Source organism: Vibrio sp. 10N.247.310.17 (assembly GCF_041466605.1).
GTDB lineage: Bacteria > Pseudomonadota > Gammaproteobacteria > Enterobacterales > Vibrionaceae > Vibrio > Vibrio tasmaniensis_A.
In genome coordinates this window covers 1-16,867 of sequence record NZ_JBFSTC010000070.1, presented here as the reverse complement: position 1 = coordinate 16,867, position 16,867 = coordinate 1, and the positions used below count along the sequence as shown (strand labels likewise).

General features: G+C 43.3%; 15 protein-coding genes. 4 read left to right on the top strand and 11 right to left on the bottom strand.

Features of this window, described 5'->3' with window-relative positions; translation table 11 throughout:
* Nucleotides 1-57: 57 nt before the first annotated feature.
* The 8 genes from AB6D80_RS17560 to AB6D80_RS17525 form a co-directional block, all read right to left on the bottom strand.
* Nucleotides 58-273 (bottom strand): hypothetical protein, encoded by a 216-nt coding sequence (locus AB6D80_RS17560; RefSeq protein ID WP_372189149.1) that lies wholly within the window; start codon nt 271-273, stop codon nt 58-60.
* A gap of 269 nt (nt 274-542) precedes the next feature.
* Complete coding sequence (locus AB6D80_RS17555) at nt 543-1,016, bottom strand: DUF2947 domain-containing protein (protein WP_029223788.1); 474 nt, start codon at nt 1,014-1,016, stop codon at nt 543-545.
* Nucleotides 1,017-1,136: 120 nt separating this feature from the next.
* Nucleotides 1,137-1,724 (bottom strand): ribosomal protein S5-alanine N-acetyltransferase, encoded by a 588-nt coding sequence (gene rimJ, locus AB6D80_RS17550; protein ID WP_009847025.1) that lies wholly within the window; start codon nt 1,722-1,724, stop codon nt 1,137-1,139.
* Nucleotides 1,725-1,797: 73 nt separating this feature from the next.
* Nucleotides 1,798-3,342, bottom strand: coding sequence for a transcriptional regulator TyrR (gene tyrR / locus AB6D80_RS17545; protein WP_017101490.1), 1,545 nt, complete (start codon nt 3,340-3,342; stop codon nt 1,798-1,800).
* Nucleotides 3,343-3,475: 133 nt separating this feature from the next.
* On the bottom strand, nt 3,476-4,528 hold the full coding sequence (locus AB6D80_RS17540) for a YcjF family protein (protein WP_371701866.1): 1,053 nt from the start codon (nt 4,526-4,528) through the stop codon (nt 3,476-3,478).
* 14 nt (nt 4,529-4,542) lie between these two features.
* The gene (locus AB6D80_RS17535) at nt 4,543-5,916 is read right to left on the bottom strand and encodes a YcjX family protein (protein WP_371701864.1); all 1,374 of its coding nucleotides are present in this window, start codon (nt 5,914-5,916) and stop codon (nt 4,543-4,545) included.
* Between the two features lie 215 nt (nt 5,917-6,131).
* Nucleotides 6,132-6,317, bottom strand: a complete 186-nt coding sequence (locus AB6D80_RS17530) for a hypothetical protein (protein ID WP_004734731.1) — start codon at nt 6,315-6,317, stop codon at nt 6,132-6,134.
* 164 nt (nt 6,318-6,481) lie between these two features.
* A complete protein-coding gene (locus tag AB6D80_RS17525) occupies nt 6,482-7,999 on the bottom strand; it encodes a fumarate hydratase (protein WP_009847029.1) in 1,518 nt (505 codons plus the stop codon).
* Nucleotides 8,000-8,253: 254 nt separating this feature from the next.
* Here AB6D80_RS17525 and pabB point away from each other — a divergent pair, with 254 nt between their 5' ends.
* Nucleotides 8,254-9,651, top strand: coding sequence for an aminodeoxychorismate synthase component I (gene pabB, locus AB6D80_RS17520; RefSeq protein ID WP_102249792.1), 1,398 nt, complete (start codon nt 8,254-8,256; stop codon nt 9,649-9,651).
* A gap of 121 nt (nt 9,652-9,772) precedes the next feature.
* On the opposite strand, the gene AB6D80_RS17515 is transcribed toward pabB, so the two are convergent.
* The 3 genes from AB6D80_RS17515 to AB6D80_RS17505 form a co-directional block, all read right to left on the bottom strand.
* Nucleotides 9,773-10,390, bottom strand: coding sequence for a porin family protein (locus tag AB6D80_RS17515; RefSeq protein ID WP_009847031.1), 618 nt, complete (start codon nt 10,388-10,390; stop codon nt 9,773-9,775).
* A 165-nt stretch (nt 10,391-10,555) separates the two neighbouring features.
* Nucleotides 10,556-12,253, bottom strand: a complete 1,698-nt coding sequence (locus AB6D80_RS17510; RefSeq protein ID WP_371701861.1) for an ATP-binding protein — start codon at nt 12,251-12,253, stop codon at nt 10,556-10,558.
* 1 nt (nt 12,254) lies between these two features.
* Nucleotides 12,255-12,797, bottom strand: coding sequence for a heme NO-binding domain-containing protein (locus AB6D80_RS17505; protein WP_017096742.1), 543 nt, complete (start codon nt 12,795-12,797; stop codon nt 12,255-12,257).
* A gap of 324 nt (nt 12,798-13,121) precedes the next feature.
* On the opposite strand from AB6D80_RS17505, the gene AB6D80_RS17500 reads away from it, so the two are divergent.
* The 3 genes from AB6D80_RS17500 to AB6D80_RS17490 all read left to right on the top strand — a co-directional run bounded on the left by AB6D80_RS17500 (nt 13,122) and on the right by AB6D80_RS17490 (nt 16,766).
* Nucleotides 13,122-13,721 (top strand): CoA pyrophosphatase, encoded by a 600-nt coding sequence (locus AB6D80_RS17500; protein ID WP_102258596.1) that lies wholly within the window; start codon nt 13,122-13,124, stop codon nt 13,719-13,721.
* A 309-nt stretch (nt 13,722-14,030) separates the two neighbouring features.
* A complete protein-coding gene (locus AB6D80_RS17495; RefSeq protein WP_372189147.1) occupies nt 14,031-15,284 on the top strand; it encodes an aromatic amino acid transport family protein in 1,254 nt (417 codons plus the stop codon).
* 120 nt (nt 15,285-15,404) lie between these two features.
* Nucleotides 15,405-16,766 (top strand): L-serine ammonia-lyase, encoded by a 1,362-nt coding sequence (locus AB6D80_RS17490; protein ID WP_009847036.1) that lies wholly within the window; start codon nt 15,405-15,407, stop codon nt 16,764-16,766.
* Nucleotides 16,767-16,867 lie beyond the last annotated feature (101 nt).

Below are 16,867 nucleotides of genomic sequence, written 5' to 3'. Positions count from 1 at the left end.
TTAGTCGACTTATCGCATCTTGGTTAAGAGCCTTAGCCGTATTGCAGTTCATCATTGTTAATGTTTCGTACCTGTTGGGTTGATAGGAAAATCCGTATTTTCATAAATATCAGATAACTTTTTCGGTTTCTTCTCTTTAGCTCCTTGGTTCAATTGATTATGAGTTTCGCTTAAAAGCCATTCCTCATGCATTTTTGCTGAATCCAAAAACTCTGGATCTTCCATTGCTTCCTTGCGAAGTTTATTTACACGTTCGAGAGTACCCCAAATCATAATACTTCACCTCCACTAAGGCAGTAATATAAAGATAGCTCAACCCCACAAAACTTCAACTAAGCCAACGAGATAGCGATCTCAATTTCGAAATTTAACTGCCTCTATGTCTGTAAAAATAGTCATCCTCAGCTGAGGTAAAATAATCGTTTCCTCCCGGTGATCTTCGAAGATCGTTAGGCATAAAAAAAGCGAGCTCAATGCTCGCTTCTTGTCTGTCTATCTGTTGATCGGATCGCCAACACTCGCACGATTAAATCACACCGAACTTAAGCACGGTTACCTATTTTAACGGTACCATTTGTAGCAAACCAAAGTGCTTCTGAACGACGGCGACCTAGTAAGATAGGGCCATCATCGTAGAACAAAAAGTTTTTCCAATGCTTCTTGAAAACCGACCATTTGGTTTCAAGAACATTGTATTTTTCGTAGCAAAAATAAACAGTTACGTCATCTTGCCAATCAATGAAGTTAAGGATTTCTTCTGGCATTTCAGGCTCATCGGCTTCCCAATTTGCCATCCAGCTGATCTCTTCATTCCAGTTAGACGCTTTGCTTGGCCAATCTTGCGAACTTAGTCTTTCTGCATCCGGGCTTTGAGGGCTCACGTTTTCTTTCCAAAACTGAGATGCTCTCGCCTGTGTCATTGGTTTTATCTTTTCCAAATCTTCAGCGGGTAGTGGCATTGACTGGTGAGTGAAAATCCATTTTCTTTGGTATTCTTCCAAAGTTGTATATGACATCAAAATTCCTCAAATATCTTCTCAGGCTTATGGGCTTACCATGCCTATATGTTCTTTCGATACAGCGATGACTTCATTTTATTTATGTTCTCCGCTGTATCTAAATTCAATGTTTTACACTCACACGGAGCGTTTATCTTGCCAGTTTGGGTTTACCAGTGCCGTCAACACGTGATCTTCCCATTTACCGTTAATCTGTAGGTAATCTTTGGCAAAACCTTCTCGAACAAAACCAAGATGCTCTAATACACCCGCACTTCGTTCGTTGTGAGGCATGTAGCCCGCCATTAAGCGGTGCATGTTCTGCACATCAAACATGTAGTCTTTAGCCATGCTCAAGCCTCTGCGCATGTAACCGTGGCCCTGTGCACTTTGCGCCAATGAATAACCGACATTACAAGCGTAGAACGGGAAACGAGACAAATTACTGAACGATATGGTACCTAACATTTCATTTGAATCGGCATTAATCAACAAGCAATAATAGCCTAGCCCCAATTTATGGAGTTCGTTTAACTTAATCAGCCGTTGAGCCCAATCCGCTCTGTCAAAGAACGCATCCTCTCGGGTCGGTTCCCAAGGCTTAAGGTACTCTCTGTTCACCTGAAAGTACTCACTGATCATGCTCGCATCATAGATCTCAGCCGTTCGTAAAATTAGGTTGCCATCACGTTTATCAATACGTTGCTGCGTACTCGAATCTTCCATAGTCTTGTTCTTATTCTTTTGTCTCTTTTTTCGTTACCGCCTCACTCTTACCGAATTTAGCAGTCTAATATCATCAGCTCTTTCTGATACCGTAATCACGAAGCTTATTCGCAATTGAGGTGTGAGAAACATTCAGACGTTTAGCAAGCTTACGGCTTGATGGGAATGACTGATAAAGCTTCTCTAAAATCTGAGATTCATAGTCTTTCATGATCTCGTCTAGCGAGCCGTCTAAGCTTAAATTCGCCATTCCAGCAGTCATAGTGTCAAGCTGTGGCAGGTGGAATTGCTCAACCGTTAACGTATCTGAATCCAACTCTGTTAGTGCACGTAGAACCATGTTGTCTAACTGACGAATATTGCCTGGCCATTGGTAGTTACCTAATTGGTCGACTAGTTCTTGAGTCAACTTTGGTTTCAACATACCTAACTGCTGTGCGTACTTTGCAACGAATAGCTCCAGTAATGGCGCAACATCGTTTGAACGTTCACGCAAAGCAGGAATTGATAAAGTCAGTACGTTCAAGCGGTAGAACAGATCTTCACGAAACGAGCCCGAGTCGGCTAATTCAGAAAGGCGATGGCGCGTTGATGCGATAATACGAACATCCGCGTGCATCTCTTCTTCTTCACCAACACGACGGAATGAACCATCTTGTAGGAAACGCAGCAGTTTGATTTGTAGATGCGGGCTCATTTCGCCGATTTCATCTAAAAATACCGTACCGCCATTCGCTTGTTCGAAGATGCCTTTATGACCTTGTTCATGGTTGAATGAGCCCGGCGCATGTCCAAACAATTCCGTTTCTGCTACGTCATCAGGCATTGATGCACAGCTTAGAATCAAAAATGGAAAAGAAGATCGATTTGAACGGTTATGACACGATTTCGCCAGCATCTCTTTACCCGTACCTGTATCCCCTTCAATAAGCAGAGGTTGATCTAGCATAGCCAGTTTCTTAGCTTGACTGATCAAGGCTTTATGGCGATTAGAGACACCAACAAAGTGTTCAAAACCTAGGTTATTCTGTTCAGGGATGGCGTCTGGCGCGTTCATTTCTTGGTTACAAGAACGAATCGTCATTACTGCACTCGCCAGTACCGCCTCGTTGACATCACCACCTAGATAAATAGGCAGAATTTCAATAGAGAAATCTAGACCATCTAGCACCACGACTTCACGGTGACGCGTTACATCGCCTTCAATCCAACGAGCGAAGTTGAAGCTAGGAACGAACGTCGCTAGTGGCTCACCGATCACTTCTTCTTCTTGTTTGTTGAAAAGATTCAATGCAGCGTGGTTTGCCATGTCGACTGAGCCTTTAAGGTCAATCGCAATAACAGGATCAGGTAGGTTTGCCAGCAGGGCAATCAGTTCTGTGTTATGCCTTTCGCTTGGCATAAACTGGATTTTACGTACATCCTTCACACCTGAAATTCGGCGAATTTCAGCCATAAGTTCACTAAAAGCATCAAAATTAATATCCGGGCAATTTAGGTAAATAATACCTTTAACATCAATTTCGATTCCTCGTAAATCAATGCTTTTTGAGGCCAAGATATCGAGCAACTCACGCGTTAAGCCGAGTCTGTCTTCACACAATACTTCAAGACGCACAAATAGTCCTATTATAGGTGTCAGGATAAGTTGACAGTAGTGTGAATTAAGCTCTAAGTTCAGTCAAGAAGAAGAGTAAACATATGTTTACTCTTCGCTCGCAAATCACTCAACTTCCTTGTGTATATAGACTTTATAGGAAGGTAATTCGCTTTATTTCAGAAAGGACGGCTTTGCGAAGGTCGGATAGTTTTACTTTTCGCTCACTATACCAAGGCATAGGACGCAGCAATGTCATGGCTTTTAAGCCCAGTCTCGCAGTGAGGATACCGACACCGAGCCCCTGCCCTGCTCGAGCTGAGACTTTACCTGCAAGATCCATCGAGACTAAGTCCATGCTCGCATCAATCGCCAGCTCACTTGCACCGGCCGCTGCCATGTTGATTAAGACCAACTTGAACAATTTAATTCGAGACCAGTAGCCCAGTTCAATGCCATACACATCAGCAAGCTTGTCTATCATAGTGAAATTTCGCCAAGCCACCAGCAACATATCTGCTGCCGCCAATGGGCTCACAGCAACCAAAGCCGCGGATTCGGTCGAGAACTTAGTGACGATCTGAGTCGCGACCTTATCTTGCTGACTCACGACCAACGCATCGTACATATCCAACACTTCAGCATCGCTGTGCGCTGGGTTAATGCTGTTTCGCCACTTATCATAAGCGGGTGATTCAGCGATAATACCGCCCTGCTTGGCAATGTTTTCACAGAATGCTTTGCCTTTACCAACACTCTGGCTTTGTAACAGCTCTTCACTCTGCTCTTGTACACTGAAATGATCTTTCAGCGAACGCAGCTTCCACAACTCTTTGCCTATTGCGCCTAAACCTAATGAAGCAATGGCAGCAATGAAACCTGCCCAACCTAAAGCTAGCCAGTCAGCGGTTTGAATAGCAATAATGACAGAGTCAATCGCCTGCCATCCGACTAGGCCAGAGAAAGCGACAAGTAAGCCCGTTCCAAACCACTTCTTCTTTTTACTCGGTCGAATCACTTGTTCCAGTTGCAGCTCAGCGTCACCATCAAGGTCGGTTTCCACTTGTGGAGCGACGGGCACAAACTTCTCTTGTTCCGTGAATAGCTTTTGAGCACCCAAATCTGGGGTAACTTCATTCTTATCCGGCTCATCGAACGAGGTCTTCAACTGTTCATCAAAGACCTGTTTCGTTTTTAATTCACTCATTTCAATTGCCTCAATTACTTCAACTTGTCGCCAATGAGATACTCTAAAACCTTGTCGATTCTTAGATGCTGACAAGGCTCGTCAGAGTGCTGCTCCATCGGCCTAAAGCTCGTAAAATCAAACTGGTTGGTTTCCCAATACTGTTTGTTTGGCAGTTTACGCGGCACCTCTCCCGGATACATGGTTTGAGGGACATTATCTAAAGTCACACCTTGCAACGCCGGAACATTGTCTGAACCTGACGAGATATAACCCGCGCTGGTCGCTTGAATAGACGCAATGCTCATGCAACTCATGTCGATGTGTTCAAACGCCGCCTGTTGCCAAGCAGGGTGTACCATCTGCTGTAACAGTGATACCAAGTTCGGATGTTGATCCGGTGTCACGTGATCAGCCTTAGTGGCAGCAAACAAGATCTTGTCAATCTTCGGCGCAAACAAACGTCTTAGCATATTGCTTCGCCCGTACTTAAAGCTCTTCAATAACTGTTCTAACGCACCACGCATGTCCATGAAAGAGTCATAGCCTGCGTTAAGTGGTTGTAAGCAATCCACCAGCACGATTTGTCTGTCGAACGTGGCAAAGTGATTCTTGTAGAACGCTTTCACGACTTTCTGTTGATACTCTTCATAACGCGCTTTTAAAACCGCATAGTTGCTGGTTTTTGAGAACTTACCCTCGGGAGCAGCGCACGGAAAAAATTGCAGCACAGGCGCGCCTTCAAGCTCACCCGGCAATACGAATCGACCCGGTTGTACCCAGTGCAATCCGTTATCCTTACAAGTATGAAGGTACTGAGTATAGCTATCGGCAATCGCGACCAGTTTCTTTTCTTCTGCTTCGGCTAGCAAGTCAATGTCGCCACGTATTGTGTTCCACTGTTGCGAGTAGGTTTCTCTATCGCCTTTCAACGCGGTAAATTGAGATTGACTCCAAGTATCAAAGTCCATGTCCAACAAAGGTAAATCAAGTAGCCATTCGCCCGGATAATCAACAATATCGAGATAAAGGGTGCTGTTTTTGCTCAGCAGCTTCTTTGCGCCTTTAGCTGGCTTATATTTAATTGCTAGACGAATCTCACTAACATCTCGCGTTGGCACTGGCCATTCTGGTGGTTGTGCATTCAACGACTCCATCGCTTCATCATAAGAGAAACGTGGGATCATCATGTTTTGTTGCGGGATGCGCTTTGCGCCAATAATTCTGCCATCTCTCGCCGATGCAAGTAGAGGCAGATTTTTGTGGGTAGACGTATGAAGAAGCTGATTAACCAGCGAAGTAATGAATGCTGTCTTACCCGCACGAGAAAGCCCCGTGACCGCTACTCGAATGTGAGAATCCGTTCCTCTGCTTATAAAGTCACTCATTTCTTGAGTTAGGTGTTTCATTTGAACGACTCCGTGATAATTAGGCCAGTCAGTTATGATAATAGATAGGCTAGCCTATGTTCTTTCCCTGTTGGGATAGTGTGCATGCTTTTGCTTTAGCTTTTTTTTGCTAACAGTAATGAGTATGCAATATACATTCTTAATGCTAGATGAATAAAAGCCCCTGACTACATTCATAATCAGGGGCTTTAGAATTTTTCTGCGATATCCGACTCTTAATCGTCTTCAATCAACTTGTAGATAACAAACAGTGCAATCTCTGCAATTAGCCAAAGCGCACAAGTAATCGTCACGTATTTATTATCAAAGATACTGATCCCTTTCAAGATCAGGTCGTAACCAACAAAAGCACCAATCACCACTGCCAAGATAATCTGTAGGATCTGAATAAAACGAGGCATTCCTCTCTCCTATGTTCTTATATCAAACTATGTGTTTATCACTATATCATTGATAATAAGACAAAAGTGCAAATAATGCTGCACTTTTGTCTTCAACTTTCTGTCAAGATTTGCAATTCAAACGCTGAAGTTAGCGACAATTACAATTTTTTGGCGTCGGTTAATTATGCTTTTTCAGCTTCAGCAATTTTCACTTTCCACGTGTCAGGGCCGATCTGATGCGCGTTCACGCCATTAGAGTCAACCGCAACCGTTACAGGCATATCTTCAACTTCAAACTCGTAGATCGCTTCCATACCGAGATCTTCAAACGCAACCACACGTGCTTTTTTAATGGCTTTCGCGACTAAATAAGCTGCACCACCAACCGCCATCAGGTAAACCGATTTATGTTGTTTGATCGACTCAACCGTTGCAGGGCCGCGCTCTGCTTTACCAATCATGCCCATAATGCCGGTTTCTTCTAGCATCATGTCGGTGAACTTATCCATACGAGTAGACGTTGTCGGGCCAGCAGGACCTACCGCTTCATCACCCACAGCATCAACAGGGCCAACGTAGTAAATGAACTTACCTTTCAGGTCGACGCCTTCTGGTAAACCTTCACCACTTTCAAGCATGCCTTGAATACGCTTATGCGCTGCATCACGACCGGTTAAGATCTTGCCTGATAGAAGAACCGTTTCGCCGGTCTTCCACTCTTGAACGTCTTCTTTAGTAATTTCATCAAGGTTAACACGGCGTGTATTTGCGCCTGCTTCCCAAGTAATATCTGGCCACTCTTCTAGCTTAGGTGGCGTTAGTTCTGCAGGGCCGCTGCCATCTAATGTGAAGTGTACGTGACGCGTTGCTGCACAGTTCGGGATCAAGCATACAGGCTTAGAGGCTGCGTGCGTTGGCGCTGTTTTGATTTTCACGTCAACCACTGTCGTTAGACCGCCAAGACCTTGTGCGCCAATGCCCAGTTTATTTACACGGTTGAAGATATCTAAACGAAGCTCTTCTTCTGCGTTCTCTGGGCCTTTGTCGATAAGCTCTTGGATATCGATGTGTTCCATCAGAGATTCTTTAGCGAGTACCGCGGCTTTCTCCGCCGTACCGCCAATACCTATACCTAGCATACCCGGTGGACACCAGCCCGCGCCCATTGTTGGTAGCGTCTTCTCTACCCACTCTGCAATATCATCAGAAGGGTTAAGCATTACCATCTTGGTTTTGTTCTCAGAACCGCCGCCTTTTGCCGCGATTTGAATTTCAACTTTGTTGCCTGGAACCATATTAATGTGAACAACCGCTGGTGTGTTGTCTTTGGTATTAATACGCTTACCTGCAGGGTCCATTAGGACAGATGCACGCAATGGGTTATCTGGATTGTTGTAAGCTTGACGAACGCCTTCATCAACCATCTGTTGTACTGTTTGATCCGTTTCCCACCTAACATCCATACCGATGTTCACGAAACAAGTAACAATACCCGTATCCTGACAAATTGGACGATGGCCTTCCGCAGACATGCGTGAGTTGATAAGAATCTGAGCAATAGCATCTTTAGCTGCTTGGCTCTCTTCTTTCTCGTACGCTTTTTCTAGGGCTTGGACAAAGTCTAAAGGGTGATAATAAGAAATGTACTGAAGTGCGTCAGCGACACTGCTGATCACATCTTGCTTACGAATAACCGTCATTGCATGCCTCTTTATTGTTCTGGTTCCATGTGGGGTCTTGGTTTGACTGTTTTTGTCTAACCGGATTAGTTGGCTTAGCTTTTTATTATGTTGAGCTGTATTTAGTTGCTTTAGCAATCGCTTGCATAGCTGTAAACTAAACCATGTAGTTTGCACCGTTCTAATCAAGAACCCATTTTATTTTCAATTTATGATACTCTTGCTTCCTCTCACACGCCATGCAGTGATCGAACTCTTTGTCACAAATTAAACAAATGAATAACAACGAATTTCGCTCTATCCAAATCAAGCCGCTTGAATATCAATCAACTTTAGCTAAACAGCTGTTTTCTCATATTGAAAGCGTGCCGTGGGCAATGCTATTACGCTCTGCCTCAGAAAGCCACGTTGATAGTCGATACGACATTTTAGTTGCTCAACCCATCGCCACCTTTGAGACAATCGGTGCAAAAACGACCGTCAATGTTAATGAGACGTGCGAGGTTTCAGAGTCAGACCCTTTCGAACTACTCGACCAATATCAGCAGCAATTACTACCCGCAATCAGTGAGCACCCTGAACTGCCTTTCGTTGGTGGTGCTTTAGGGTATTTTAGTTACGATTTAGGGCGACGAGTAGAAGCTCTTCCCTCTCTTGCTAAGCGTGATATTTCTGCACCAGACATGGCGGTTGGATTATATGAATGGGCTGTGATTGTTGATCATAAGCTTAAAGCTGCGTTCCTTGTTGGGCAAAACATTGATACCCATTGGGATTGGTTAACTCAACAACAATCGCCAAGCCAACAAGCAGAACAAGCAGAACGAACTCATCAGAAGTTTGGATTAACCACCCCATGGCAATCCAATATGACTGAACAAAGTTATGCCAATAAATTCGATAGCGTTCAAGAGTACTTGTTGTCGGGTGACTGTTATCAGATAAACCTTGCTCAGCGCTTCAATGCCCAATACCAAGGCAGTGAATGGCTCGCTTATGAAAAGTTAGAGAAGTACAACTCAGCTCCATTCTCTGGTTTTATCCGTTTAGCAGGCTGCACCATTCTCAGTGTCTCACCTGAGCGTTTTTTAGAGCTCAATAGTGGCACCATTGAAACCAAGCCAATCAAAGGGACACGTCCTCGTTCTGAAAATTCCATGATTGATGACGCTAATGCTCAAGACCTGTTGAATGCTGAGAAAGATCAGGCAGAAAACCTGATGATCGTCGACCTGCTTCGTAATGATATTGGCCGAGTCGCAAAGCCGGGATCGGTTCATGTACCAAAGCTATTCGATATAGAGAGTTTCCCTGCTGTGCACCACTTAGTGAGCACGATAAGGGCAGAGCTTGATGTCCATCATTCAGCACATGACCTATTAAGGGCTTGCTTTCCCGGGGGGTCGATTACCGGCGCTCCAAAAGTTCGCGCGATGCAGATCATTGAGGAGCTAGAGCCTCATCGTCGCTCGGCGTATTGCGGTAGCATTGGTTATATCAGCCGTAATGGCAGAATGGACACCAGCATTACGATTCGTACCTTAGTGGCAGAAAACAATACGCTTTATGCTTGGGCTGGAGGAGGTGTAGTATTTGATAGTGATTGCGCTTCTGAGTACCAAGAGACTCTTGATAAGCTGAGTAGAATATTGCCTGTACTGGCTGATAGATAAATTTAATCTAGATTTATTAAGACGGGTTATTAAAAACAGCTAAAAAGCCAATCTGGAAAGTACTTTAATATTAAAAAAGCTAAGTGGGCAATCACCTACTTAGCTTTTCAATAACACTAGCCTAGAAGGTGTATGTTGTAGCCAAATAGAATGAGCCTAGTGTGTGAACGTTAGATAACTCTTTGTTCTTTTCATCTTTCACTTTGATATCAGCTGCTTCCCAATCAATACCTGCACGTAATGCTAGAGCTGGTGCAGCAGGAATTGCATACTCTACGCCCACCCCCATTTTTATACCAGATACGGTTGATGACTTAGTCGCAAAGTATTTATTATTACCACTGTTTTCAATTTCTGAATTTAAAAAGCTATAACCTAAAAGTGCATAAGGTCGAAGACCAATATCGAACGTATAACCAACATTCGCAGCAACGCTAATTGAACTAAAATCTGTTGTGAATGCTTTTGAACTGCCTACTTTTGTTGTAGACGTTCCATATTTAGTATATTGGCCTTCGATACCAATAATACGGTTGATCTGATAACCGGCAATGAGTTTATAAGAAGGTGATTCAGTTTCAGTTGTTGTGGTTTTGCGAGTTATGGCCTTACCAAAACCACCATCATCAAGTTCAGTTGAACCAGCTCCTACTCCGATATAGAAACCATTTGGGTCTTTTTGTGCAGCCACTGCAGATAAAGGTGCAATTAGAGCAAGCGTCACTATCATTTTTTTCATATCGAATCCATTTTTATAGTTTTTCAAACCTCCTTAATATAATTAATAAAAGCGACCAATAAAGTAAGTGAACGTATAGCATTGTCAGCTCACTTGTTACATTGACAATATACTCAAGACATTAGAGACAAGCATATTCACTCACTACAAAGGCAATGATATTTATTAGCCCCACTTATTCAGCATTATCACTAAGTCGTTAGCGGTATAGGGTTTACTCAATATATCGTCCATACCAGATTCAATACACAACTCTCGCTCTTCTTTTGTCGTACCAGCGGTTAATGCAATAATTGGTTGGCTATATCCTGAACTTCGCAGTTTCTTCGTCGCTTCAAAACCATCCATGACTGGCATCCGGCAATCCATAAACACAATGTCATACTCATTATTCGACGCTAATTCCAACCCTTCTATACCATTACCGGCAATCGCTGGCTCTATTTCGTATTTGCGTAGCATTTGTTGGATGATGATCTGGTTCATCTTAATATCATCAACCACCAGCACTTTAAGCAATGTCAATTCAACCTCAGACTCAAAACCTTTTGCGACACTATCGCGCTCAGCCAGTGTATCGACAACTTGAAGAGGGAGTGAAATGGTAAATGTCGTACCCGAACCAACAATACTGCTCACCTCAATGTCTCCCCTCATTAACGCAGCTAGCTTGCGACAAATCGCTAAACCAAGCCCTGTCCCTTCGTAATTTCGGCTACTTGAGTTATCGGCCTGTGTAAAAGGTTCAAACAGTGTCTTAATAGCAGATTGAGCAATACCAACGCCACTATCCTCAACAGAAAAAATAAATTGGTCGTTAAGCCATTTTATCTCTACGCTCACATGGCCTTGATCGGTGAATTTAATTGCATTGCCGATTAAGTTCACGAACAATTGAGTAATACGCTCTAAGTCACCGTAGAAGTGACTGGGTACCCCATCGGTTACATTGACATCAAACTGGATCTGCTTTTCAATCGCTCGATTGGTAAAAATACTATCAATGGTATTTTTCAAATCTTGGAGTGCAAATGTTTTGGGAATTAATTCCAGCATACCCGCATTGATTTTACTGTAATCGAGAAGGTCATTAATGATGGTTCTAAGAAACTCACCGGATTGGCTCAAGTTATTCACGATCTCACGTTGAGAACTGCTCAGTTCGGTGTCGCTTATCAACTCCGCACTACCAAGAAGACCATTGAGTGGGGTTCTCAATTCATGGTTAATCATGGCGACAAAGTCACGCGTTGCCCTTTCGGACTCTTCCGCTCGTTTACGTGATTCTATATTTCGGTTAATCGCAAGTTGATGAGTTAACGCACTGCAGATAAGGTCCGTCACTAACAACAGTTGGCTTTGGATGAATTCGTAGTCTTGATCTAACAACCTGACCTGAACGATTAACGCGCCCACAATCACTTTTTCGACCTCTAATGGCACGGTAAGCAAGCAACCTTGCCAATGAGGTTCTTGAATGTCTTTCTCTATTACCTCGACTGTTTCATCACCATAGTCATGGGTTTGTAACTGAGGGATTAGATTGAGGGGTAACACCAAGCGACTGGCTTCAATTAGATAACTGTTAGTTACACTCGCCGTCAATTGGGACAACATCACGTCATCGAGATCACTCCTCAGAAACGCGCGTCCGAAATCAATCAACAGGTTGTCGATTTGTTCTTGGAATTCGATCCGTCGAATATTCGCATTTGAACGCTTTTCTAATTGGCGCAACGCAAGTTCAAGCTGTTGATTGGCCTCAAACAGTTCGAGACTCTTTTGCTCCAACAAGGCTTCAGCCGCTTTCCGTGCTGCTATTTGACGTTTCAGTTTTTTCTCTTGGGCAGATGCCAGATCCATATCACTTTTCTACTTTGAGATTAAACCTAACCACACTTTGGTCATCATTCTGAGGTGTCATTTCTACCACGATGGTTTCACCATGATAGTCAGCACACCCCTCGATTAATCCCAAACAAACGTGAGACATGCATCGTGCGCTTTTATAGTCAAAAACAAGTTGCGCTTCGGTCGTGGTGATAAAGCTAAATTGTGGAGGCTCAGCATCTGGGTAGAGCTTCTTCACTTCTACGTGAATGTAACGCTCTACGTGCTGAATAAATTGAAAAGTGGTGTTGCTATGGGCGAGGCTCGCTTTATTCGGTAATGAGGCCAGTAAGTTCTTAAAAACCGATTGTCCAAAAACACGTTGCAGGCTCGCTGCATCAATATCGGTTTTCTTACTCAAGTTTATAATCAATCGAACAAGATCTTTGTGGTCGTAACTTCCGACTGATGTGTAGATCCCTTCATCTTCTGACATCTCTAGAACTTCTTCCAAAAGCTCTAACCCAAACTTGTCTTCAACAAGCTCTAAAAATTCGGTGAATATGATTCCTTTCATTTCATACCTTTTCTTCTATTTCTTTTTAGAATGGTCCACTAAGTCATTGTTATCAAATTCTTAAACAGAAAATGTACGTTTCATCACCCAATTTATGACATGGGTAACGCTTACTAGTAGAAGTACACATATTCAAATATAGCAAAATCCGTCACTCTTAGAAGATTGGGAACATTTACCTTGAAAAACGCCGCTACCCAGTCCCTTCTTATTTCCAGTTATTGCCGGTACTAACGGAGGAAAGTGAAGGCAAATTCGAAATTGGTAATCAACACACGGTTATGACTATACTTAAAATCATAATAATCAATATATTGGCTTTATATGAACAAAGATAACTTCCTTCAACAATTCCAGCTCAACTCTACCGTTGGCTATCACCCAGAATCCGTTGAGCGCGTTTCACATATCAATGACGATCAATTGCGTAAAGCAGCAGTGGTAGTCGGCTTAGTGGAACGAGAGGATGGTTTACATGTTATTTTTACGAAAAGAGCCGCTCATTTAAAACATCACCCTGGTCAAATCAGCTTTCCTGGAGGGAAACACGAACTCTCCGATCCTTCTATGCAATTCACCGCACTTAGAGAACTTCACGAAGAGGTCGGAATTCGATCGGATCAGGTTAAAATTGTTGGGCAATTACCTACTTTGAGTACCATTAGTAAATTTTTAGTTACACCGATTATTGTAGTGGTCGATTCGGACTATAAACCCATCATCGATGAGAACGAAGTTGCTTCGATTTTTGAGGTGCCCGCCACCTATGTTTTAGACCAAGCCAAGTTACACAGCCACACTGTTAACTTAAAAAAAATCAAGCATCGTGTTTTTGCCATGCCCTTCCAAGAGCACCTAATTTGGGGCGTTACGGCTCAAATCATCCAATCACTGCAGCAACACGTAGTGCAACAAATTACATAGAAACTACGTTTTGTTTAATCCTTGTTAACAAACACAGCCTTTTCCATGGAACAGATTTATTAATCCAATTTTACGCAAACGTTTCCCTGGTATAATTCTGTACAACTCCGCCTTTCGCATAAGATTAACTAATAGCAGACATGAGCATAAATCACCTGTGGCACGCTATTTTCGTGATCAAAAATCCGTTTTTCGCATATCATGTGACACGCCGTTTCATTACATGATTTAGATCTATTTTTTGTAGAAGAAAATTCTGCAGAATTAGCCCCAACTTATTTCCTGTTCCCAAAAAATGAGTAATTTAACATGAACACAACAACTTCTTCGGCAAATGCCGTTAAAGATTCAAGCAAGTTTAACTATAAAGATTTTACCTGGTGTTTATCACTATTCGGTACAGCAGTTGGTGCTGGCGTACTATTCCTTCCAATCAAAGCTGGTGCGGGTGGTTTTTGGCCATTAGTTATCCTAGCTCTAATCGCGGCACCAATGACTTGGTTCGCACACAAATCTCTAGCTCGTTTCGTACTGTCTTCTAAGAACCCAGAAGCAGATATTACAGACACAGTTGAAGAACACTTCGGTAAGACTGGCGCGAACCTTATTACTTTCGCTTACTTTTTCGCTATCTACCCAATCGTTCTTATCTACGGTGTTGGTATCACAAACACGGTTGACTCTTTCCTAGTAAACCAAATGGGCATGGAATCTATTCCTCGTCCTCTTCTTTCTGGTGCACTTATCCTTGCTATGACAGCAGGTGTTGTATTCGGTAAAGAACTGATGCTTAAAGCAACTTCAGCAATGGTTTACCCACTAGTATTCATCCTACTAGCATTGTCTTTCTACCTAGTTCCTGATTGGAACACTTCAATGATGGAAACAAGCCCAGAATGGTCAGCAATGCCTTCTATTATCTGGCTTGCGATTCCAATCATCGTGTTCTCTTTCAACCACAGCCCAATCATTTCACAGTTCTCTAAAGAGCAACGTCGTGTATACGGTGAAGACGCGGTTAAGAAAACTGACGCGATCACTGGTGGCGCAGCAATGATGCTGATGGGTTTTGTAATGTTCTTCGTTTTCTCTGTAGTACTTTCTCTATCTCCAGAGCAACTAGCAACAGCGCAATCTCAAAACATCTCTGTACTTTCTTACCTAGCTAACGTTCACGAGTCTCCACTTATCTCTTACATGGGTCCTCTAGTAGCGTTCGCAGCAATCACTTCTAGCTACTTCGGTCACTTCCTAGGTGCTCATGAAGGTCTTGTTGGTCTAATCAAGTCTCGCTCTGGTTCTTCAATCAGCACGATTGAGAAAGCTTCTCTAGCGTTCATCGTTGTTACAACTTGGATTGTTGCGGTAGTTAACCCAAGCATCCTAGGTATGATTGAAACAATGGGTGCTCCAATGATTGCAGCTATCCTGTTCCTAATGCCTGTATTCGCAATGAACAAAGTACCAGCTATGGCTAAGTACAAAACTTCAGCACCTGTGCAAATCTTTACAGCTTTATGTGGTCTAGCGGCTATTAGTTCTGTAATCTACGGCGCTCTTTAATCTCAAGCCCTTTTTATAAGATGACATTCATCTTATATGGCGAGGTTAGACAAAAAATATAATGATAATAAATGAGCCTCCCTACTCCCCTTGGGAGGCTCTCTTTTTGAGGTAATCGCTATGATTAGTGTATTTGATATCTATAAAATCGGTGTTGGTCCATCGAGCTCACATACAGTTGGACCAATGAAAGCGGGTAAAGAATTTATTGATGACCTACGTTCAATGGGAAAATTGCGCGACATCACTAAAATCACCGTGGACGTATATGGATCACTATCACTGACAGGGAAAGGTCACCACACAGATATCGCAATCATCATGGGTCTTGCTGGCAATACTCCTGAGCGTGTTGATATCGATTCTATTGCAGGCTTCATTGCTCGAGTAGAAGAAACTGAACGTCTACCTGTCGGTATGCACTGTCATACTGTTTCGTTCCCTCGCGACGGCGGAATGAACTTCCACACTAGCAACCTTTCTCTACACGAGAATGGCATGAGCATTCATGCTTGGGTTGATGACGAAGTCGCATATTCAAAAACGTATTACTCAATTGGTGGTGGTTTCATCGTTGACGAAGAGAACTTCGGCAAAGAAGAAGAAAACCCAATTAAAGCACCTTACGAATTCACAACAGCGGAAGAGCTGGTTAATCAGTGTAAAGAAAGTGGTCTTTCTATCAGTACACTGGTTATGAAAAACCAAGCGGCTTTCCACTCAGACGAAGAGTCTCGCACTTACTTCGCTAACATCTGGAAAACGATGCGTGAGTGTATGGATCGCGGTATGAATACTGAAGGTATCCTGCCTGGTCCACTGCGTGTACCTCGTCGTGCAGCAGCACTTCGCCAACAGCTGATCACTTCAGAAAAAACAACTAACGATCCAATGACGGTTGTTGACTGGGTGAACATGTTTGCTTTCGCAGTAAACGAAGAAAACGCAGCGGGCGGTCGTGTAGTAACGGCACCAACAAACGGCGCGTGTGGCATCATCCCTGCTGTATTGGCTTACTACGATAAGTTCATCCAAACAGTGACAGAGAAAGATTACATCCGTTACTTCGCAGCGTCTGGCGCGATCGGTGGTCTTTACAAGCGTAACGCTTCTATCTCTGGTGCTGAAGTTGGCTGTCAGGGTGAAGTTGGTGTGGCATGTTCTATGGCTGCTGCTGGTCTTGCTGAGCTTATGGGTGGTAGCCCAGAGCAAGTATGTATGGCTGCAGAAATCGGCATGGAGCACAACCTAGGTCTAACGTGTGACCCAGTTGCTGGCCAAGTACAAGTTCCATGTATCGAGCGTAACGGTATTGCTGCAGTTAAAGCAATCAACTCGACTCGTATGGCACTTCGTCGCTCTTCTGCTCCGACTGTTTCTCTAGATAAAGTTATCGAAACAATGCTAGAAACCGGTAAAGACATGAACGCTAAATACCGTGAGACTTCTCAAGGTGGTTTGGCAGTTAAGGTTGTTTGTTAATCATTTCTGAATTAATAAACCGATAATAAAAAAGGAACGCCGATGCGTTAATGCCGATCAGTTAAAGCCAAAGTGATCGGTTGAAGGATCCTTCCGAGCTG

Excerpts from the sequence above, each read along its gene's own strand:
- AB6D80_RS17560 (WP_372189149.1), bottom strand. The coding sequence starts at position 273 with ATGATTTGGGGTACTCTCGAACGTGTAAATAAACTTCGCAAGGAAGCA.
- AB6D80_RS17555 (WP_029223788.1), bottom strand. The coding sequence starts at position 1,016 with ATGTCATATACAACTTTGGAAGAATACCAAAGAAAATGGATTTTCACT.
- rimJ (WP_009847025.1), bottom strand. The coding sequence starts at position 1,724 with ATGGAAGATTCGAGTACGCAGCAACGTATTGATAAACGTGATGGCAAC.
- AB6D80_RS17540 (WP_371701866.1), bottom strand. The coding sequence starts at position 4,528 with ATGAGTGAATTAAAAACGAAACAGGTCTTTGATGAACAGTTGAAGACC.
- AB6D80_RS17535 (WP_371701864.1), bottom strand. The coding sequence starts at position 5,916 with ATGAAACACCTAACTCAAGAAATGAGTGACTTTATAAGCAGAGGAACG.
- AB6D80_RS17530 (WP_004734731.1), bottom strand. The coding sequence starts at position 6,317 with ATGCCTCGTTTTATTCAGATCCTACAGATTATCTTGGCAGTGGTGATT.
- AB6D80_RS17525 (WP_009847029.1), bottom strand. The coding sequence starts at position 7,999 with ATGACGGTTATTCGTAAGCAAGATGTGATCAGCAGTGTCGCTGACGCA.
- pabB (WP_102249792.1), top strand. The coding sequence starts at position 8,254 with ATGAATAACAACGAATTTCGCTCTATCCAAATCAAGCCGCTTGAATAT.
- AB6D80_RS17515 (WP_009847031.1), bottom strand. The coding sequence starts at position 10,390 with ATGAAAAAAATGATAGTGACGCTTGCTCTAATTGCACCTTTATCTGCA.
- AB6D80_RS17510 (WP_371701861.1), bottom strand. The coding sequence starts at position 12,253 with ATGGATCTGGCATCTGCCCAAGAGAAAAAACTGAAACGTCAAATAGCA.
- AB6D80_RS17505 (WP_017096742.1), bottom strand. The coding sequence starts at position 12,797 with ATGAAAGGAATCATATTCACCGAATTTTTAGAGCTTGTTGAAGACAAG.
- AB6D80_RS17500 (WP_102258596.1), top strand. The coding sequence starts at position 13,122 with ATGAACAAAGATAACTTCCTTCAACAATTCCAGCTCAACTCTACCGTT.
- AB6D80_RS17495 (WP_372189147.1), top strand. The coding sequence starts at position 14,031 with ATGAACACAACAACTTCTTCGGCAAATGCCGTTAAAGATTCAAGCAAG.
- AB6D80_RS17490 (WP_009847036.1), top strand. The coding sequence starts at position 15,405 with ATGATTAGTGTATTTGATATCTATAAAATCGGTGTTGGTCCATCGAGC.